Here is an 18,136-nt window from a genome sequence, read left to right as displayed (position 1 = left end):
CCTCCGGCGTGAGCCGCCAGCACAATCCGCCGTTCGATGTTGATCCGATGAAGCCGACCGCGCGGCCGGCTTCGCGAACAGACATTCTGAAAGGAAGGTTCGGTCATGGCCGATGTCGTCGTTCAGCACGCTCGCGCCGCTCGCACAACGAGCGCACGCAAGGGAGGGAGCCTGCACAATGCGTTGAGGCGAAAATCGACCGTGGCGTTTTTCCTGACGCTGCCGCTGATCCTGCTGATCGCACTGTTCGTACTCTACCCTGCTCTGTTCTCGATTCACCTCGCGTCGCTGAACAAGTCGATGCAGAAATTCGTCGGCTTCGGTAACTTCACCTTCCTGTTCAAGCGCGAGACGTTCTGGATGGTGGTGAAGCAGTCCTGCATTTTCGCGGTCACCGCCGTGTTCTTCAAAGCGCTGATCGGCTTCATCGTCGCGCATTTCGTGCACAACATTCCGGCCAAGGGTCAGCGCAAATGGCGCGGCATGCTGCTGGTGCCCTGGGTGATCCCACCGGCGATGAGCACGCTGGCCTGGCTGTGGCTGTTCGACCCCTCCTACAGCGCCTTCAACTACACACTCTCCTTGTTCGGCATCGGCCCCATCAACTGGCTCGGCGATGCCGCCTGGGCGCGCTTTTCCGTCATTCTCGTCAACGTCTGGTACGGCGCACCGTTCTTCCTGATCATGTATCTGGCGGCGCTGAAATCGGTGCCGGACCAGCTCTACGAGGCCGCCGCGATCGACGGTGCCAATTGGTGGCAGAAGATCTGGTTCATCACCCTTCCGATGATGCGCAACATCATCGCCATCACCACCCTGTTCTCGCTGATCGTCACCTTCGCCAATTTCGACATCGTACGCATCCTGACCTCGGGCGGGCCGCTCGACCAGACCCAGATCTTCGCGACCTACGCGTTCCGGGTCGGCATCGAGAGCAACGACATTCCGCTCGGCGCCAGTGTCTCCCTGTTCATGGTCCCCATTCTCGCCGTCGCAGCGATCTTCATCCTGCGCGACGTCAACAAACGTGGGAACGAGTCGTGATGAGCACGCTTGCAATCGACAAGGGCGGTCCGCGGCGCAAGGTCAAATATGGCAGCATGAGCCGCGACCGCGCCTGGGCGCTGCGCTGGTCCTATTTCTTCCTGGTGCTGTTCGCGATCTTCTTTCTGACGCCGCCGCTCTACATGGTGATCACCTCGCTCAAGAGCAGCGCGGAGATCTCGGCGGCGACCAATCCCTGGTGGGTATTCCACCCGACGCTGGCGAACTATGTCGAACTCCTGACGTCGAACCAATTCCTCCGGTTCTTCTGGAATTCGTCTATCGTGTCCCTGGTGGTCGTGGTCGTCACGATGCTGATCAGCATACCTGCGGCCTTTGCGCTGGCGCGGATGAAATTCTGGGGCTCGACGACGCTCGCCACCGGCGTATTCCTGACCTATCTGGTCCCGGACAGCCTCCTCTTCATCCCGCTGTTCAAGATGCTGGCGCTGGTCCAGGACATCACCGGCATCACGCTGCTGAACCGCTGGTACGTGCTGCTGTTCATCTATCCGACACTGACGGTGCCGTTCTGCACCTGGATCATGATCGGCTATTTCGCCTCGATCCCGAAGGAACTCGACGAGGCCGCGATCATCGACGGCGCCTCCTGGCTCCAGACCCTGACGCGGATCTTCATCCCCGTCGCCCTGCCCGGCCTGATCGCCGCGACCATCTTCGCATTCACGGTGTCCTGGGCGCAGTTTCTCTATCCCCTGGTGTTCACGACGTCGATCGATCAGCTCGTGCTGCCGGTCGGCATCACCACCACGCTGATAAAGGGCGATGTCTTCAACTGGGGACAGATCATGACCGGCGCACTGCTCGGCGCAGCGCCGCCGCTGATCATCTATGCTTTCCTGATGGACTACTACATTGCCGGCCTGACCGCCGGCGCGACAAAGGGTTGATGTCTCATGGCTGACGTTGCATTGCGGAAGGTGGTCAAGCGTTACGATGATGTCGAAGCCGTTCGCGGCATCGACCTTGATATCGCCGACCATGAGTTCATCGTGCTGGTGGGGCCCTCGGGCTGCGGCAAGTCGACGACGCTACGCATGATCGCAGGCCTCGAGGACATCAGCGACGGCGACATCATGATCGGCGGCGACGTCGTCAACGACGTGCCGCCGAAGGACCGCGACATCGCGATGGTGTTCCAGAACTACGCGCTGTACCCGCACATGACAGTCGCCGAGAACATGTCGTTCGGACTGCGCCTGAAGCACTATCCCAAGGCCGAGATCAAGGCGCGGGTGACGGAGGCCGCACGGCTCCTCGACATCACCGACCTGATCGACCGCAAGCCGAAGCAGCTCTCCGGCGGCCAGCGCCAGCGCGTCGCGATGGGGCGCGCCATCGTGCGCAATCCCAAGGTCTTCCTGTTCGACGAGCCGCTGTCCAACCTCGACGCCAAGCTGCGCGTGCAGATGCGGATCGAGATCAAGAAGGTGCACCAGAAGGTGCGCACCACCACGGTCTACGTCACCCACGACCAGGTCGAGGCGATGACGCTGGCCGACCGCGTGGTGGTGATGAACAAGGGGCGGATCGAGCAGATCGGCACGCCGAACGAGCTCTACCACAGGCCGGCGACGCGCTTCGTCGCGGGCTTCATCGGCTCACCGGCGATGAACTTCATCCCGTGCCGGCTGGAGGACGTCGGCGGCACGCTCCAGATCCGCCTCACCGATCGCATCGCCTTCGCGCTGCCGCCGGCCCGCGCCGCCCGTTACCACGCGCTGCCGCGCACCGACAAGTTCTTGCTCGGCCTCCGGCCCGAGCACCTCACTGAGGCGCATGCGCATCTGGGGCCGGGCGTCGAGACCTTCGACACCGTGCTCGACGTCACCGAGCCGATGGGGATGGAGACCCTGGTCTATTTCGGGCTCGAGGGCACGCCGGTCTGCGGCCGCGTCGATCCCAATGCCGGCGCCAAGGACGGGGCACCCATGCGTTTGGCGATGGACCTCAACAATATGCACCTGCTAAACGAAGACACCGGCGTCGTGCTGTGACGCCGGCCTAAGAAACGCGAGCAGGCAGGGAGCGATGGCGACCAACAAGAAGAAGATTTTCGTTACACAAACTTTGTCGCAAGGGGCCCGCGCCCTCCTCACCCAGCGAGACGATATCGAGCTCGTCGAATTTGCGAACCTGATCTCGGCGAAGGATTTCGAGGCACTGTTGAAGAGCCATGCCCCGGTCCATGGCGTGGCGCTCGGCGCCACCGCCTTTGGCGAGACCGAGCTCGAGGCATCCCGGGACATGAAGGTCGTGACCCGCATCGGCGTCGGCTACGACGCGGTGGACGTGCCCGCCCTGTCCCGCCGCAAGGTGCCGCTGATGGTGGCGGGCAGCGCCAACTCGCCCTCGGTCGCCGAGCAGGCGCTGTTCATGATGCTGACGCTGGCAAAACGCGCACAGGAGATGCATTCCTGCGTCAAGGACGGCAAATGGGCCGACCGGCTCGGCATGCTGCCGTTCGATCTCTACGGCAAGACCGTGCTGATCATCGGCTTCGGCCGCATCGGCAGCCGCACCGCCAAGCGCTGCCTGGCGATGGAAATGAAGGTGCAGGTCTACGATCCCTACAAGCCCGCCGCCGAGGTCAAGGCCGCCGGCTGCGAACCCGTCGCCGATCTCGACGCCGCGTTGCCCCATGCCGACTTCGTCACCATCCATTGTCCGAAGACGCCGGAAACGGTCGGCCTGTTCGACGCGGCCCGGATCGGCCGGATGAAGCCGAGATCCTATCTCATCAACACCGCACGCGGCGGAATCGTGAAGGAAGCAGCGCTGTACGACGCGCTCACGTCCGGAAAGCTCGCCGGCGCCGGCATCGACGTGTTCGAGGTGGAGCCGCCGCCGGTCAGCAATGCGCTGTTCGCGCTGCCCAACGTCATCATGGCCCCGCATGTCGCGGGCGTCACGGTCGAGTCGGTGAGCCGCATGAGCGAGCAGACCGCGCGCAACATCCTGAGTGTGCTGGACGGCGATCCCATCCGGCAGAACATCATCAATCAGGACGTGCTGGGCTAAGCAAACCGCAGGGCGGGCGGCTAAAGCGCGATGAATCGTCATCGCGCTTTGGATTATCGTTCGAGCATGATCTTTTCGGAAAAAACGCCGCGCACCTTTCCGGATCGTGCTTTAGTCCGCCCGCCTTCGGAACGCCAGAATGCGTCCCATTTTGGTGCAGATCGAGCCCCAACTCAGCCTTAATCAAACCCGCGTAATAAGCCGAGCCGCGCCGGCAGTGGGACAGACTTGCCGGCCGCGTCGAGCTGGAGGATGGACCCTTGTCAGAAATCGACCCGACCGACCACGCACTGGCGACCATCGCCAGCATCCTGGAGCACCCCGAGCCCGTTCTCGTCGTCCGCGACGCCGAAACGGAAGCGGCGGCTGGCGATGAGGATTCGGTTGTCGACGAGCATCCGGTTGCCGATGAGCATCCGGTGGTCGAGGAGCAGCCACTGGTGCCGGAGCACACCGATGCCGACGGCTACAGCAAGGTCGGTCCTGGGCCGATGGTTGCGATCCGCCTCAAATGGACGGTCCATCGCGGCGATGACGACCAGTTCTACGTCCACGAGACCATCGGCGAGCAGTCCGCGCCCGTGGTCAGTGGCCCAATGACGAGCGAAGCCGCGGTGCATTTCGTCGACGCGCACGAGCACGAGGCACACCGACGCTTCGAAGAGCTGCGCAGCGAGATCGCCGGCCGTAGCTCGCTCGCCGAGTTCGAGCGCAAGGGCGAAGCCTAAAGCCCGATCTAGCGCTCGCGCGGGCCGAGAAAATCCCGCTTCACGAGCTCGACGCCTGCGTGCCGCAACAGGTCGTAGGCCGTCGTCACGTGAAAGAAGAACTGCGGCACGCTGAACGTCAGCAGCAGCGTCCGCCCGGTGAAGGGCAGCTCGGTCCCGTTCTTCAGCCTGAAGAAGACATTCAGCTCCGCCGCCGCGTCGATCTCGGCTCGCGGCAGGCCCTCGATGAACTCAATTGACGTTGCGATACGTGCCTGAAGCCCGGCCATGTCGTGCTCCAGCGCCGGCAGTGCCACCGGCTCGCGCTGCGCCAGCAAGGCCGGAGCGACGGTGGCGTGACGGCAGGCCTCGCCGACCTGCTGCGCCAGATCGTACATATTCGGCGCCATGCGCATGCCGAGCAGGACGGCCGGATTGAACTTCCGGCTTTCGGCATAGGCGACGCCCTTGTCCAGCAGTGCCGATAGGTTGCGCAGATACGGCACGAAGACGCCGACCGAGGCGTCATACATCGAGATCATCACTTCAAAATTCCTCCCAATTCCGTCTCGCCAGCGACTGGCATCTGGTCTAAATCCACGTCCGAAGAGCTGCACAATGACAGCTTGGGCATGGGTGGAGAAGAGATGACCGTTCGATTCCTGTCGGCTTTGGCTGTGGCGTTGCTGGTGAACCTTTCGGCCCATGCACAGCAGCCGGCGCCCTCGCGCCTCGACGAGATCGTCAAGCGCGGCACTTTGCGCGTCGGCATGACCGGCGACTACAAGCCTTTCACCTATCTGGACAAGGCCACGCAGCAGTTCAGCGGTTTCGACGTCGACATGGCGGAGGCGCTCGGCAAGGCGCTCGGCGTCAAGGTCGAATTCGTGCCGACGGCCTGGCCGAAGCTGATGAAGGACTTCGAGGCCGACCAGTTCGACATCGCCATGGGCGGCGTCTCGGTGACGCTCGACCGGCAGAAGAAGGGCTTCTTCTCGATGCCGATCATGCGCGAGGGCAAGACCCCGATCGCGCGCTGCGCCGACGTCGGCAAGTACCAGACGCTCCCTGACATCGACAAGAAGGGCACCCGCGTCATCGTCAACCCCGGCGGCACCAACGAGCGCTTTGCGCGTGCCAACATCAAGGACGCCGACATCACCGTCTTCCCCGACAACACCGTGATCTTCGACGAGATCGCCAAGGGCAATGCCGATTTGATGATGACCGACGCTTCCGAGACGCGCTACCAGCAGAAGCAGCATGCCGGCGTGCTGTGCGCAGTGCATCCGGAAAAACCGTTCGACTTCTCCGAGAAGGCCTATTGGCTCCAGCGCGACATGGCGCTGAAGGCCTTCGTCGACCAGTGGCTGCACATTTCCATGGAGGACGGCAGCTACAGGAAGATCTACGCCGCCTGGTTCGACTAGAGCGTTTTCGAGCGAAGCGGGTAGCGGTTCGCGGCAAGAAAACGCGTCAATACTGGAATCAAGAGACCCGTCCCGATTTCAGCGGAACGGGTCTCGAGATCGCGTCCTCTTGTCGCTGCTTCGGCCAAATTGTGGACGGGTTCCGGGCGCATTGAACCCGGACCTGCCGGAGCACGACTCATACGGATGAAAGTGATCTGGATCACTTTTTGCGATCGAGCCGGCGCGTAAGCGTTGGTACGGGGACCATCTGTTCAGGAGACGCGAAATGAGGAAGCTGTTGGCCACGGCCGCATTCCTTTTGGTGAGCACCGCTGCGCAAGCGCAGTACACTTTCGAATATGGCGGCCGCACCATCCGCATCGACCCCGACCGGGGCACGGTCCAGATCCCCGGCGTCTATGACAACACGGGACAGGGCAAGGCCAAGAAGGCCAAGAAGAACGAGACGAGCCCGGGCCAGCAGGCGCCGCAGGAGGCCAAGGCCGATCCGCAAGCCCCGGCTGCTCCTGTGCCGGCCCCTGCTCCCGTTGCGGCGCCGTCCGCAGCCGCAGCGCCGCCGCCCGTTGCGCCGCCCCCACCGGCTCCGCCGCCGACCACCACCGCCAACACCGCGCCGACCGACACGGCTGTGCTGCCACCCCCCGCACCGCCTCCGGCTCCTGCCCCGGTCGAGCAGCAGGCTGCTCCCGCCGTGACGCCCCCGCCGGCTCCGACCGTGGCTGCCGCACCCCCGGCGCCGCCTCCGCCACCCGCGCCGGCGCCTGCCCCCGCACCCGTTCAGTCCGCCGCTGTCGCGCCACCGGCTCCTGCGGCCGCACCGACGCGCGACCTCAATTCGCCGCTCGGCATCTGGCTCACCGAGGAAAGGGAAGGCAAGGTTCGCATCGAGCAATGCGGCACCAATCTCTGCGGCTATTCGGTCGACAGCAAGTCGAACCAGAACGGCGAGCAGGTCCTCATCAACATGAAGCCCGGCAAGGACCAGAACAAGGATCAGAAATGGTCCGGCCGCATCCTCGACCCCAACACCGGCTCGACCTACGATTCCACGATCGCCATGAAGGGCACCGACCGCCTGCGCGTGCAGGGCTGCGCCTTCGGCGGCATGTTCTGCGGCGGCCAGACCTGGACTCGGGTGAACTGAGTTCGGCTTCGACACTCTGACGGAGACAAGGGGCCCGCGATCCGGGCCCCTTTGCTTTTGCCCGCGATGTCATTGCGGGGTGCGCCACCTCACAGAGCCTGTAGCAGGCGTGACAGCCCTCACATCGCCGGTTCCGCAACCCGTGCCACGATCCCCGCATGGTCAACCCCAGGGGCGTGTCATGAACGGTTTTCGCAAAGGTCTCTTCGCGGTCATTGTCGCCATCGCCTTCCCGCTCACGCAGGCAGGCGCAGCGACAAGCACTTTCGACGGGACATGGAATGTCCGTATCTCGTCATCGAGCGAGACCTGCGGCAACGGCGCGACCGTCGCGATCGGCATCAACAACGGTCAGATCGCTTCGAGCAGCGCTGCGGTGTCTGCATCGGGCCGCGTCGCCGATGCCGGCAGCATCAACGTCACCTTGAGCACCGGCATCAAGCGTGCGGTCGGCTTCGGCCGGCTGAGCGGCACGTCCGGCTCCGGCACCTGGCGCGGCGCCCTGTGCACGGGCACGTGGACGGCGGAAAGAATGTAGGATTTCGTGTCCCGGACAAGCAGCGACGCCATAAGCGCCTACGCGCGCGTCTTCGACACGCTATGGCGTTGCCGCGCAGAGCCGGGACCCGGCGTCGTTCACCGCTAATCAGCTCTGGGCCCCGGCTCGGCGACGCATCGCCTGCGCGATGCGTCTTGTCCGGGGCACGAGAACTAACCTACCGCGGCGCCGTACTCCGCGTCCGTCACCGGCTCCAGCCAGGTCGAGTAGACGCCGTCGAGCGCTTCCTGCATGGCGATGTGGCACATGCCGTTGGTCGGCGATGCGCCGTGCCAGTGCAACTCGCCCGGCGGAATCCAGACGGTGTCGCCCGGGCGGATCTCTCTGACTGGGCCGCCCTTGCTCTGCACGCGCCCGACGCCGGAGATGACGTAGAGCGTCTGCCCGAGCGGATGGTGATGCCAGTTGGTGCGCGCACCGGGCTCGAACGCGACGCGCGAGCAGTTCAGCCGTGCCGGCGCGGGCGCCATGATCACGGGATCCTGCCACACGGTGCCGGTGAAGTTTTCCTTGGGCGCGCGGCGGGTCGGCCGCGTGCCTGCGACGGTGATCTCCATGGGGTCCTCGCTCCTGTTACTTCTTGCTGGCGGCGTAGCGCGCCTTGGTCTCGGCGTTCATGGGATAGAGGCCCGGCAGCACCGCGCCGTTGTTCACCTCGTTGACGATCCAGGCTTCCATCCGCTCCTGCTCGACGCCCTCATTGAGCACGTGATCGAGCATCGCCTGCGGGATCAGCACGCAGCCGTCCTGGTCGGCGACGACGATATCGTTCGGAAACACCGCGACGCCGCCGCAGCCGATCGGCTCGCCCCAGCCGACGAAGGTCAGGCCCGCCACCGACGGCGGCGCGGCATATCCGTCGCACCAGACCGGAAGATTGGTGCCGAGCACGCCCTCGACGTCACGCACCACGCCGTCGGTGACGAGCGCGGTGACGCCGCGCTTCATCATGCGCGCGCAGAGGATGTCGCCGAAGATGCCGGCGTCAGTAATGCCCATGGCATCGACCACGGCGATGCATCCCTCCGGCATTGCCTCGATCGCGGTGCGGGTCGAAATCGGCGACGACCAGGATTCCGGCGTCGCCAGATCCTCGCGCGCCGGCACGAAGCGCAGCGTGAAGGCCGGTCCCACCAGCCGCGGGAGGCCCGGGCGCAGCGGGCGCGCGCCGCGCATCCACACATTGCGCAGGCCCTTCTTCAGCAGGACCGTGGTGATGGTGGCAGTGGTGATGCCGGCGAGGGTCTTGCGGGCTTCGGGGGACAGCGACATGGACGAGAACGAGCTCCGGATGGGCGGGAAAGAACGCGCGCATCTTGCGAGCCGGGCGCTTTCCGTCAAGGGCCAAGAACGCAGGGCCGCAGGGCGGTTATGCGACGCGATAACAAGGCTTTATCGTTTCCCCTTGCATTAATTTATTGGACTTGCGGACGCATTTACGCGAAGCAGGGACCAGCGGAACTCAAGGCAGAGCCCGCGTTTCCCGAGAAGCCCGATTTCGACAGCTCATGGCCGCGACGCTTCCCCCGCCCCGCCTTTTGCCCAGTGGCGACAGCGCCGTCGCGGTCGAGTTCAGCCGCACCATCGACGATGCCGCCAACCAGCGCGTGCTGGCACTCGACAAGGCGCTCGCAGCAAGCCCCATCGACGGCATCACCGAGACCGTGCCGACCTATCGCTCGCTGCTGGTGCATTACGATCCCGGCAGGATCAGCTTCGACGCGCTCGGCGAAAAGATCCTCCCGATCGCCACCCAGCCGCTGCCACCGGTCACCAAGGCCCGCCGCTGGCGCATCCCCGTTGCCTATGGCGGCGAACATGGCATCGACCTCGAGGATGTCGCCAAGGCGCTGAACACAACGCCTGACGACATCGTCGCCCGGCATGTCGCCGCCGACTACAAGGTTGCCATGATCGGCTTCACGCCGGGCTGGTCCTATCTCAGTGGCCTGGACAAATCCCTGCACATGTCGCGGCGGCAGAACCCGCGGCTGCTGACACCGGCCGGCACGATCTCGATCGGCGGCATCCAGGCTGGCATCCAGTGCCTGGCCGCCCCGAGCGGCTGGCACCTGCTCGGCCGCACGCCTGTCAGAACCTATCAGCTCCACCGTAATCCGACCTTCCTGACCGAACCCGGTGATCACGTGACGTTTTTCGCCATCGACCACAAGACGTTCGAAGAACAGGACCGCGCCGCCGAGGCCGGCGAGATCATCGCCGAGCAGGTGGTCGCATGAGCCGGCTCGTCGTCGCCAGCATCGGGCCTGCGAGCTCCGTCCAGGATGGCGGGCGGCTCGGCGCGCAGCGCTACGGCTTGACCGTGAGCGGGGCGATGGACCGGCTGGCACTCGCGGCAGCGAACACGCTTGTCGGCAACGAGCCGCTCGCGGCCGCTGTCGAGATCGGCCCGTTCGGCGCCACCTTCACCGCCCGTGACGGCGCCGTGCGCGTGGCGATATCAGGCGCGCCGCGCAATGCCGACGTCGCGGGGCGACCGGTCGCGATGGACACATCGGTGACGCTGAAGGACAGCGAGACGCTGACGCTGGGCTTTGCCCGCGGCGGCGCCTTCACCTATCTCGCGATCGAAGGCGGGATCAAGGGCGAGCCGGTGTTCGGCAGCCTCGCAGTCAATGCCCGCGCCGGCCTCGGCAGCCCCTACCCGCGCCCGCTCCAGGCCGGCGATGAGTTCAGCGTCGATGCCGCAACCGGTGCGCCGGAGCTGCGCCTCGAGCTGCCGAAGCCCGCGAGCGGTCCGATCCGCGTCGTGCTGGGCCCGCAGGACGACGAATTCGACGACGCCAACAAGGCGCTGTTCCTGGACAGCGAGTGGAAGATCTCGGCGACCTCCGACCGCATGGGCTACCGGCTCGAAGGCCCCGCGATCAAGCATCTGCACGGCCACAACATCGTCTCCGACGGCACCGTCAACGGCAGCATCCAGGTGCCCGGCAACGGCGCGCCGATCGCGCTGATGATGGACCGCGGCACCTCGGGCGGCTACCCGAAGATCGCCACCGTGATCACCGCCGATGTCGGCCGTCTGGCGCAGACCTCGGCGGGAACCGCGTTCCGCTTCAAGGCTGTCAGCATGGCCGAGGCGCAGGACGAGGCGCGCAAATTCGCGCAAGCCATCCGCAGCCTGCCCGATCGCCTCCGCTCCGCCGACACCGTCGCGCTCAACATCGAGGCGCTCAGCGACGCCAACGTCGCGGGCTATGCGGTCAGCGCCATGGACGCCGGAACGTGGCAGGTCACGGCGGAGCCGTAACGACAAGACGACCAGAGGCGGAGAGCAACCATGAAGACGATCGATCTCAATTGCGACCTCGGCGAAGGTTTTGGCGCGTGGGAGATGGGCAACGACGCCGCGATGATCGAGCTGGCAAGCTCGGTCAACGTCGCCTGCGGCTTCCATGCCGGCGATCCCGACATCATGCGCCGGACGGTCGAGCTGGCGAAAGCGCGCGGCGTCTCGGTCGGTGCGCACCCTGGATATCGCGACCTGCACGGCTTCGGCCGGCATCCGATCGCGGGCCTGAAGGCCTCCGAGATCGAGAACCTCGTCGCCTACCAGATCGGCGCGTTGCAGGCGATCGCGACCGCGGCCGGCCACAAGGTCACGCACGTGAAGGCGCATGGCGCGCTGTCCAACGTCGCCTGCGAGGACGACATGACGGCCAAGGCGATCGCCGCCGGGATCAAGGCGGTCGATCCCAGCCTGATCTTCGTCGTGCTCGCCAATTCGAAGCTGGTGAAGGCCGGCGAAGCGGCCAATCTGCCGATGGTGCACGAGGTGTTCGCCGATCGCGCCTATGAGGACGACGGCAACCTCGTCTCGCGCAAGAAGCCCGGCGCGGTGCTGCACGATGCCAAGGCGATTGCCGAGCGCGTCGTGCGCATGGTGCAGGACGGCGCGGTGGTCTCGGTCACCGGCAAGGTCATCAAGATGCGCACGGATACGGTGTGCATCCACGGCGATACGCACGGCGCGGTCGAGATCGCGCGGACCTTGCGTCAGGCCTTGAAGGATGCGGGGATCGAAGTCGCGCCGTTCAAGCGCGGGGCGTGAGGCAGGCTCAGTACCGTAGTGCCGTAGGGTGGGTTAGCGAAGCGTAACCCACCATGCTTCAGCGAATGCGGGACGAAGTTGGTGGGTTACGCCTTCGGCTAACCCACCCTACGAAGCCGTCAGAACGGGTGCACCGAGAGCGTGCCGAAAACGATCGCGGCGATGACCGCGAAGGCGCTGTAGAGCCCGACATGGTGCATGCTCGCCCCGGTCCGACGCGAGAGCGAGCGCGCGTAGAAGTGCAGCCTGGCTTCCGCAGATAGTTCGCGCATGGTGGATCTCCAACGCCCCATTTGCGGGAGTATGAAGGATCAACCCTGGCGGGAGGCAAGATGGCGGCGGAAATAGCGATGGCGGTTCTCTGAAGGCGCCCCGCCGCAGGTGCAAATTCTCTCCGCCCGGCGGTTCCGAGAATCTTATTCGTTAAGATCCGAGCCAGTTGGAACCGGCCGGGATGACGGTGGGATGACAGCCGGACTCAAGGCCCTGGACCCGGTCCAAACAAAAACGTCGAAAACAACCCCATGCACAGTAGAGCCGCGCTTTCGGTAGAACGCCCGGCGCTTGCGCCGCCGGGACGATTCACGCCGATCTTGTCGCAGCTTAGTAGACGTCAGCCTGGAAGCGGCCGGTCTTCTTGAGCTCGGCGACAAAACTGACGGCTTCGTCGGTCGACCGTGCCCCGAACTGGGCGACGATGTCGACCAGCGCACGCTCGACGTCCTTGGCCATGCGCTTGGCATCGCCGCAGATGTAGAGATGCGCGCCCTCGGCGAGCCAGGTCCACAATTCGCGACCGACCTCGCGCATGCGATCCTGCACGTAAAACTTCTTGTCGCCGTCGCGCGACCAGGCCAGCGACAAACGCGTCAGTTGGCCCGAGGTCTTCATCGCGTTGAGCTCTTCCTGGTAGAAGAAGTCGCAATCGCTGCGCTGGTGGCCGAAGAACAGCCAGTTCTTGCCGGGCGCGCCGGTCGCCTTGCGATCGAGCAGGAAGGCGCGGAACGGCGCGATGCCGGTGCCGGGGCCGATCATGATGACCGGCGTCTTCGGATCCTGCGGCAGACCGAAACCGTGCGCCTTCTGCACGTAGACCTTGAGCTTCTCGCCCTCAGCGATCCGCTCGCCGAGGAAGGTCGAGGCAACGCCGATACGCTTGCGCTTGCCAATGACGTAGCGCACGGAATCGACCGTCAGCGACAGCTTTCCCGGCGTCGCATTGTGCGAGGACGAGATCGAATAGAGCCGCGGCTGGAGCGGCTCCAGCGCCTCGACGAACGCCTCGGGATGCGGCCGGATGCCGGAAAACTTCTGGAGCGCCGCCATCACGTCGAGGGTGGCGGCATCGCCATCGGGATCCTCGCCCTGCGCCAGCGCCCGCGCCTTCTCGCGCTGCGCGCCGCCGGTGATGAAGGAGATCAGCTCGAACAGCGAGTCCGGCGCCGGCGACAGCGAGACGTCGTCGATCAGCACCTCGCGTAGCGTCTTGCCGTTCACCTTGGTGGTGTGGGAGGCGCCGAGCAGCGCGATGACCTGGTCGACGAGGCCGACGTCGTTGCGTGCGAACACGCCAAAGCTGTCGCCGACGACGTAGTCGAGTTTGCTCGCCGAGAGATCGAACTCGATGTGATAGGTCTCCTTCTCCGACTTCCCCTTGTTGAGAAGGCGCCGCGACAGGAAGGTCGCTTGGGCCGGATTGTCACGCGAGCGGCCCGGCTCTGCGATCGTCACGGTCACGGCCGGCGCTGCCACCGCATCCGCCTTGTCAGACCCCTTGTCACCCGCCTTGGCCGCCGGCGCCTTGTCCAGCTCCTCGTAGAGCGATTTCAGCATCCGCGCGGTTTCCTTGCCGCCGGGAACGCAAAGGTTGAGCCGCGCTTCGCTGCGGGTGGCGATCGCCTCCGAATAGTCGTGGCAATTGTAGCCGCACTGGCCGCAATCCTGCTGCGCCATCGCCGCCATCATCTTGCGGCGGACGGGACGCCCGTCCGCAAGCTTCATCCGATCGGCGATCGGCATGGTCTGGTCGTGCCAGGGCGCCTCGCCATCGTCCCCGTCGCAGGCTTGCATCACGGCGGCGCCCTGCTCCGCCGATAGCGGTGTGGCCACATCAGGCGACAGCAGCCCGGCAAAGAAGCCGTTCAGCCAGGAGCGCTGCGCGTCGGAGAACGGCGCGCTGGCGGGAATGATATCGAGTTTCGGCGGAGGGGTGATCTGGTTCATGCGGACACCTGTGCATCGGCAAGCTTGCGCAGCGTCTCGCCGTCATGGCGGCGCGCAAAGGAGAGGAAGGTTTCGTCGGGTGAGGCGCGATGGACGATATAGGCCTTGAGCAGCGCTTCGACCGTCTTCGGCGCGTCCTCGGCCTTGAGGTCGTGATAGACCTCCTGCCCGACGTCGGCATCGGGACCGAACCCGCCGCCGGTGAAGAGGTGATAGCCCTCGACCGTGTCCTCCTCGTTCACTGGCACCCGCGCCCCGATCAGTCCGATGTCGCTGATATAGTGCTGCGCGCAGGAATGGTGGCAGCCGGTCACGTGGATGTTGACGGGCTTGTCCATGTCGACGCGCGGCTCGCACCAGTCGCCGATCTCGGCGGCGTGGCGCTTGGTATTGGAGGCCGCGAAGCGGCAGCCGGCATTGCCGGTGCAGGCGATCAGGCCGGCGCGGATATGCGAGGCCTCGACCGCGAGCCCGATCTGCTTGATCGCGGCAATAGCGAGCTCGACGTTCTCGTCGCGCACGCCCGGGATCAAGAGGTTCTGCCAGACCGTCAGGCGAATCTCGCCGTCGCCGAGGTCGCGCGCGACCTTGGCGAGGCCCCGCATCTGGTCGCAGGTGAGCTTGCCGAGTGTCAGCGACACGCCGATCCAGTTGAGGCCGTCCTGCTTCTGCTTGTGCACGCCGATATGCGCCATCCGGTCCGACGCAGGCCGCGGCGCAAACGCCTCTTCCGGCACGCGCGTGAACGGCGTCTTCAGCCGTTCCTCTACGAGCTTCAGGAAGCCGTCATGGCCCATGGTGTCGAGCACGTATTTCAGCCGCGCCTTGTTGCGGTTGGTGCGGTCGCCATGGTCGATGAACACGCGCACGATGGCGTCGGCGACAGCAGTCGCCTGCTCCGGCTTGACGATGATGCCGGAGTACTTTGCGAAATCCTTGTGTCCGGTGATGCCGCCGAGGCCGAGGCGAAACCAGACCCCGGGCTCGACGCCGAAACCGTCCTTCACCTCGAACGCCGTGAAGGCGATGTCGTTGGTTTCCTCGAGCACCGCGATCCTGCCGGCGCCGTCGAAGGCAACGTTGAACTTGCGCGGCAGGCCGTAGAGCGAGCGGTCGTTGAGGATGTGGTAGTGCCACTCGCGCGCAAACGGCCGCGTGTCGATCAGCTCCTGCGGATCGATGCCGGCGGTCGGCGTCCCCGTCACATTGCGGATATTGTCGGCGCCGGAGCCGCGCGAGCACAGGCCGAGATCCTGGATGCCCTCGATCAGCTTGATCGCGTGCTTCGGCGGGATCTCGCGAAGCTGGAGGTTGGCGCGCGTCGTGACATGGCTGTAGGGACCGCAGAGATCGTCGGCGAGATCGGCAAGGCCCGACAATTGCCAGTGCTTCATGATGCCGTTCGGGATGCGCAGGCGGCACATGTAGGAGTCCTGCGTCGGCGCAACGTAGAAGATGCCGTAATAGCGCCAGCGGAAATTGTCCGCCGGACTCGGCGGCGCGTTGTCGAGCGCCTGCTGGCGCAGCCGCGGATAGGCGTCGAACGGATGCTCGTCGCGCTTGAACTTCTCCTGGTCGGCGAGCTTCTTGCCCGAGGCGATGACCTTGTCCTGCGCCTTGATGTGCACGGCGTCCGGACTGGTCGGCTCGGCATTCGCCTTGCCGGAGCCGCCACCAAGACCGCGACCGACCCGGCTGATCTGCAGACCGGTCGTGAAGCCTTCGAGATAGCGCTTCTGCTCGTCGGTAAAGTCGACTGAGACTGTTTCGAGTTTCATGGTCAGTAACGAAGCTCCTGCGGCCACCGGGGTGGTATCGACGGAAAATTGCGCGACCCGCGAGGCACTCGGCTGGCTCAAGAGCCTGCTCTGCACCCAACGGTCCGATCAGCTTCGTTGCTGCGGGACTCGGCTCAGCAGGCGTCTGTGACAAGCTGGCCGCAGTGCAACATACAAGTTGCGTGCCAGCTTCATCGAAATGAGAATTGCTGTAGATTCAGATGATTAGGAGCGCCCCCGGGAACTCCCGGGCGGGGAACTCTCACGAAATTCGAGCAGCCAGCCCAAAATTTAGACGAGGAGCCTAGGCGCCCAAAAACGATGCAGGCCCGAATCAGGCCTTCCAGCGCCCGACTTCGAAGGCCTCGAGATGCCCCCTGATATTGTCGGGATCGAACACGGGGCCGGCGAATGCCCCGAACGCCGCGGGAGCCTCACTGGGCGGCCGGCTACCCAAGGCCGCATCATAAAGATCCGGCCTGAACACGGCCATTGCCGTCTTGACGCCATCCGGCGTCAGCGGCGTCTGTCCCCAGCGCACCATCTGGGCGTAGAGCCAGGCGGCCTGGACCGGATCGGGGCGCCCTGCCCCTTCGCGTCCGACCAGCAGGTAACGGCCGCTTTCGCGGAAGGTGCCATCGGGCGAGATCTTCAGCCGTCCCGTGAGCGTGCGCTGGATCACCTCGGCATCGACGCCGATCCGCTCCGGCTGCGCCAGGATGCGCGCCGCCTCGATGCGGTTCTCCGGATGCTCGATGAACGCGGCGGCTTTCACCGCCGCGCGCACGAGGCCAGCGACCATGTCCGGATTCTTGTCGGCCCAGGTCTGGCGAACCGCCAGCACCTTCTCCGCCGCCCGGACGAGGATATCGGAGACGAAATGCAGGATGTGGCCGATGCCGAGATCGACCGCGATCGAATTCCAGGGCGCGCCGACGCAGAACGCATCGACATGGCCGTTCGCGAGGCTGTCCACCATGTAGGGCGGCGGCAGCACCACCAGCCGCACGTCCTCGTCGGGATCGACGCCGGCCGCCGCCATCCAGAACCGCAATTGGTAATTGTGGGTCGAGAACGGAAAGGTCATGCCGAAGGTCAGCGGATCGGCACCCAGCTTGCGCCGCCGGGCGACCACCCGCGCCAGCGCTTTCGCCGTGACGAGCGGATCGAAGCGGTCGCCGTCGATCTCCTCCATCAGCGCGGCATGGAGCGCCGGCGACACCGTGATCGCGTTGCCGTTGATGCCGAGATTGAAGGGCGCGGCGATCGGCACCTTGACGTGGCCGAGCCCGAGCGAGGACGCGATCGCCACGGGCGCCAGCAGATGGGCGGCGTCGAACAGGCCGATATTGAGCTTGTCGCGGACGTTGGACCAGGAGACCTCGCGCACCAGTTCGACGTCGAGGCCTTCGGCGGCGGTCAAGCCCTTGTCGACGGCGACAATCAGCGCGGCGGCATCGACCAGCGGAATGAACCCGATGCGGAGCGGTCCGGTCATTTCAGCATCTCCGACGCGGTGATGATCGACTGGGCGATCTCGCCGATTTTCTTCTTCTCGCGCATCGCGGTGGAGCGCAGCAGCACATAGGCCTCGTCCTCGGTGAGGCCCTTCACCTTCATCAGGATGCCCTTGGCGCGCTCGATGATCTTGCGGTCCTCGAGCTGCGACTTGGTGCGCTCAAGTTCCTCCTGGAGCTTGGCGAAGGCGTTGAAGCGGGACACGCAGAGGTCGAGGATCGGCTTGATGCGCTCCTTCTTCAACCCGTCAACGATGTAGGCGGATACCCCCGCCTCGACCGAGGCCTGGATCGAGGCTGAATCGCTCTGGTCCACGAACATCGCGATCGGCCGCTTCACGGCGCGGCTGACCTGGAACATCGCCTCCAGCACGTCGCGGCTGGGGTTTTCCAGATCGATCAGGATGATGTCGGGATCGACCGCATAAATACGGGCCAGCAGGCTCTGCATCTCGCGGATATGGGCGACCTGCGTGAATCCGGCCTCCCGCAACCCCTCCTCGAGGATCGCGGCCCGGATCGGGCTTTCGTCGACGATCACGATTTTGGGCGACTGTTCGGCGCTCATAGCTCACTCACGTCAGGTGATTCATCCATAGCACGCCGGAACGCCC

The 18,136-nt window shown here is 65.1% G+C and carries 19 protein-coding genes; 11 read left to right on the top strand and 8 right to left on the bottom strand.

Annotated features, from left to right (window positions below):
* Positions 1–105 precede the first annotated feature (105 nt).
* The 5 genes from E4K65_RS18520 to E4K65_RS47325 all read left to right on the top strand — a co-directional run bounded on the left by E4K65_RS18520 (position 106) and on the right by E4K65_RS47325 (position 4,814).
* A complete protein-coding gene (locus E4K65_RS18520; protein WP_135175382.1) occupies positions 106–1,044 on the top strand; it encodes a carbohydrate ABC transporter permease in 939 nt (312 codons plus the stop codon).
* A complete protein-coding gene (locus E4K65_RS18515) occupies positions 1,044–1,955 on the top strand; it encodes a carbohydrate ABC transporter permease (protein ID WP_027542845.1) in 912 nt (303 codons plus the stop codon). Before E4K65_RS18520 ends, E4K65_RS18515 begins: the two co-directional genes overlap by 1 nt.
* A 6-nt stretch (positions 1,956–1,961) precedes the next feature.
* Positions 1,962–3,062: an ABC transporter ATP-binding protein gene (locus E4K65_RS18510; RefSeq protein ID WP_135175381.1), complete on the top strand. Its 1,101-nt coding sequence runs from the start codon at positions 1,962–1,964 to the stop codon at positions 3,060–3,062.
* Positions 3,063–3,096: 34 nt separating this feature from the next.
* The gene (locus E4K65_RS18505) at positions 3,097–4,086 is read left to right on the top strand and encodes a hydroxyacid dehydrogenase (RefSeq protein WP_135175380.1); all 990 of its coding nucleotides are present in this window, start codon (positions 3,097–3,099) and stop codon (positions 4,084–4,086) included.
* A 260-nt stretch (positions 4,087–4,346) separates the two neighbouring features.
* Positions 4,347–4,814, top strand: coding sequence for a hypothetical protein (locus E4K65_RS47325; protein WP_167770920.1), 468 nt, complete (start codon positions 4,347–4,349; stop codon positions 4,812–4,814).
* A gap of 8 nt (positions 4,815–4,822) precedes the next feature.
* Here the strand turns inward: E4K65_RS47325 and E4K65_RS18495 are convergent, their stop codons facing one another.
* Entirely contained in the window at positions 4,823–5,326 is a 504-nt protein-coding gene (locus tag E4K65_RS18495) for a DUF1993 domain-containing protein (RefSeq protein ID WP_167770932.1), read from the bottom strand.
* Between the two features lie 114 nt (positions 5,327–5,440).
* Between E4K65_RS18495 and E4K65_RS18490 the strand changes: the two genes are divergently transcribed.
* From E4K65_RS18490 to E4K65_RS18475, 3 genes are all read left to right on the top strand, one after another.
* Positions 5,441–6,223 (top strand): transporter substrate-binding domain-containing protein, encoded by a 783-nt coding sequence (locus E4K65_RS18490; protein WP_027542850.1) that lies wholly within the window; start codon positions 5,441–5,443, stop codon positions 6,221–6,223.
* A 268-nt stretch (positions 6,224–6,491) separates the two neighbouring features.
* Positions 6,492–7,370, top strand: a complete 879-nt coding sequence (locus E4K65_RS18480) for a DUF2147 domain-containing protein (RefSeq protein ID WP_135175378.1) — start codon at positions 6,492–6,494, stop codon at positions 7,368–7,370.
* A gap of 181 nt (positions 7,371–7,551) precedes the next feature.
* Complete coding sequence (locus E4K65_RS18475; protein ID WP_167770919.1) at positions 7,552–7,908, top strand: hypothetical protein; 357 nt, start codon at positions 7,552–7,554, stop codon at positions 7,906–7,908.
* A 173-nt stretch (positions 7,909–8,081) separates the two neighbouring features.
* Here the strand turns inward: E4K65_RS18475 and E4K65_RS18470 are convergent, their stop codons facing one another.
* Together E4K65_RS18470 and E4K65_RS18465 are read right to left on the bottom strand one after the other, a co-directional pair.
* On the bottom strand, positions 8,082–8,486 hold the full coding sequence (locus E4K65_RS18470; RefSeq protein WP_008564877.1) for a (R)-mandelonitrile lyase: 405 nt from the start codon (positions 8,484–8,486) through the stop codon (positions 8,082–8,084).
* Between the two features lie 16 nt (positions 8,487–8,502).
* On the bottom strand, positions 8,503–9,201 hold the full coding sequence (locus E4K65_RS18465) for a ribonuclease activity regulator RraA (protein ID WP_011087336.1): 699 nt from the start codon (positions 9,199–9,201) through the stop codon (positions 8,503–8,505).
* Between the two features lie 236 nt (positions 9,202–9,437).
* Here E4K65_RS18465 and pxpB point away from each other — a divergent pair, with 236 nt between their 5' ends.
* The 3 genes from pxpB to E4K65_RS18450 are packed head-to-tail and all read left to right on the top strand — an operon-like array spanning position 9,438 to position 12,004.
* Positions 9,438–10,169, top strand: a complete 732-nt coding sequence (gene pxpB / locus E4K65_RS18460) for a 5-oxoprolinase subunit PxpB (RefSeq protein ID WP_135175376.1) — start codon at positions 9,438–9,440, stop codon at positions 10,167–10,169.
* A complete protein-coding gene (locus E4K65_RS18455; protein ID WP_135175375.1) occupies positions 10,166–11,203 on the top strand; it encodes a 5-oxoprolinase subunit C family protein in 1,038 nt (345 codons plus the stop codon). Before pxpB ends, E4K65_RS18455 begins: the two co-directional genes overlap by 4 nt.
* 30 nt (positions 11,204–11,233) lie before the next feature.
* Positions 11,234–12,004, top strand: coding sequence for a LamB/YcsF family protein (locus E4K65_RS18450; RefSeq protein WP_092181738.1), 771 nt, complete (start codon positions 11,234–11,236; stop codon positions 12,002–12,004).
* A gap of 119 nt (positions 12,005–12,123) precedes the next feature.
* On the opposite strand, the gene E4K65_RS18445 is transcribed toward E4K65_RS18450, so the two are convergent.
* From E4K65_RS18445 to E4K65_RS18425, 5 genes are all read right to left on the bottom strand, one after another.
* Positions 12,124–12,276, bottom strand: coding sequence for a hypothetical protein (locus E4K65_RS18445; protein WP_014495196.1), 153 nt, complete (start codon positions 12,274–12,276; stop codon positions 12,124–12,126).
* A gap of 331 nt (positions 12,277–12,607) precedes the next feature.
* A complete protein-coding gene (locus E4K65_RS18440) occupies positions 12,608–14,227 on the bottom strand; it encodes a sulfite reductase subunit alpha (RefSeq protein ID WP_135175374.1) in 1,620 nt (539 codons plus the stop codon).
* On the bottom strand, positions 14,224–16,005 hold the full coding sequence (locus tag E4K65_RS18435) for a NirA family protein (RefSeq protein WP_167770918.1): 1,782 nt from the start codon (positions 16,003–16,005) through the stop codon (positions 14,224–14,226). The genes E4K65_RS18440 and E4K65_RS18435 overlap by 4 nt, the downstream gene beginning before the upstream one ends.
* A 334-nt stretch (positions 16,006–16,339) precedes the next feature.
* Positions 16,340–17,503, bottom strand: a complete 1,164-nt coding sequence (locus E4K65_RS18430; RefSeq protein WP_135175372.1) for a CmpA/NrtA family ABC transporter substrate-binding protein — start codon at positions 17,501–17,503, stop codon at positions 16,340–16,342.
* Positions 17,500–18,090 carry an ANTAR domain-containing response regulator gene (locus E4K65_RS18425; RefSeq protein ID WP_027542860.1) on the bottom strand — a complete coding sequence of 197 codons (591 nt, stop codon included), beginning with the start codon at positions 18,088–18,090 and terminating at the stop codon, positions 17,500–17,502. Before E4K65_RS18425 ends, E4K65_RS18430 begins: the two co-directional genes overlap by 4 nt.
* Between the last annotated feature and the right edge of the window lie 46 nt (positions 18,091–18,136).

The sequence above is a fragment of the Bradyrhizobium niftali genome (assembly GCF_004571025.1).
Taxonomy (GTDB): Bacteria; Pseudomonadota; Alphaproteobacteria; order Rhizobiales; family Xanthobacteraceae; genus Bradyrhizobium; species Bradyrhizobium niftali.
Note: the sequence above shows the minus strand (reverse complement) of the source record. Positions and strands in the feature narration are given on the sequence as shown.

Bases quoted from the DNA above. Each gene is read 5' to 3' on its own strand.
- E4K65_RS18520 (WP_135175382.1), top strand. From the start codon at position 106: ATGGCCGATGTCGTCGTTCAGCACGCTCGCGCCGCTCGCACAACGAGC.
- E4K65_RS18515 (WP_027542845.1), top strand. From the start codon at position 1,044: ATGAGCACGCTTGCAATCGACAAGGGCGGTCCGCGGCGCAAGGTCAAA.
- E4K65_RS18510 (WP_135175381.1), top strand. From the start codon at position 1,962: ATGGCTGACGTTGCATTGCGGAAGGTGGTCAAGCGTTACGATGATGTC.
- E4K65_RS18505 (WP_135175380.1), top strand. From the start codon at position 3,097: ATGGCGACCAACAAGAAGAAGATTTTCGTTACACAAACTTTGTCGCAA.
- E4K65_RS18495 (WP_167770932.1), bottom strand. From the start codon at position 5,326: ATGTATGACGCCTCGGTCGGCGTCTTCGTGCCGTATCTGCGCAACCTA.
- E4K65_RS18490 (WP_027542850.1), top strand. From the start codon at position 5,441: ATGACCGTTCGATTCCTGTCGGCTTTGGCTGTGGCGTTGCTGGTGAAC.
- E4K65_RS18480 (WP_135175378.1), top strand. From the start codon at position 6,492: ATGAGGAAGCTGTTGGCCACGGCCGCATTCCTTTTGGTGAGCACCGCT.
- E4K65_RS18475 (WP_167770919.1), top strand. From the start codon at position 7,552: ATGAACGGTTTTCGCAAAGGTCTCTTCGCGGTCATTGTCGCCATCGCC.
- E4K65_RS18470 (WP_008564877.1), bottom strand. From the start codon at position 8,486: ATGGAGATCACCGTCGCAGGCACGCGGCCGACCCGCCGCGCGCCCAAG.
- E4K65_RS18465 (WP_011087336.1), bottom strand. From the start codon at position 9,201: ATGTCGCTGTCCCCCGAAGCCCGCAAGACCCTCGCCGGCATCACCACT.
- pxpB (WP_135175376.1), top strand. From the start codon at position 9,438: ATGGCCGCGACGCTTCCCCCGCCCCGCCTTTTGCCCAGTGGCGACAGC.
- E4K65_RS18455 (WP_135175375.1), top strand. From the start codon at position 10,166: ATGAGCCGGCTCGTCGTCGCCAGCATCGGGCCTGCGAGCTCCGTCCAG.
- E4K65_RS18450 (WP_092181738.1), top strand. From the start codon at position 11,234: ATGAAGACGATCGATCTCAATTGCGACCTCGGCGAAGGTTTTGGCGCG.
- E4K65_RS18445 (WP_014495196.1), bottom strand. From the start codon at position 12,276: ATGCGCGAACTATCTGCGGAAGCCAGGCTGCACTTCTACGCGCGCTCG.
- E4K65_RS18440 (WP_135175374.1), bottom strand. From the start codon at position 14,227: ATGAACCAGATCACCCCTCCGCCGAAACTCGATATCATTCCCGCCAGC.
- E4K65_RS18435 (WP_167770918.1), bottom strand. From the start codon at position 16,005: ATGAAACTCGAAACAGTCTCAGTCGACTTTACCGACGAGCAGAAGCGC.
- E4K65_RS18430 (WP_135175372.1), bottom strand. From the start codon at position 17,503: ATGACCGGACCGCTCCGCATCGGGTTCATTCCGCTGGTCGATGCCGCC.
- E4K65_RS18425 (WP_027542860.1), bottom strand. From the start codon at position 18,090: ATGAGCGCCGAACAGTCGCCCAAAATCGTGATCGTCGACGAAAGCCCG.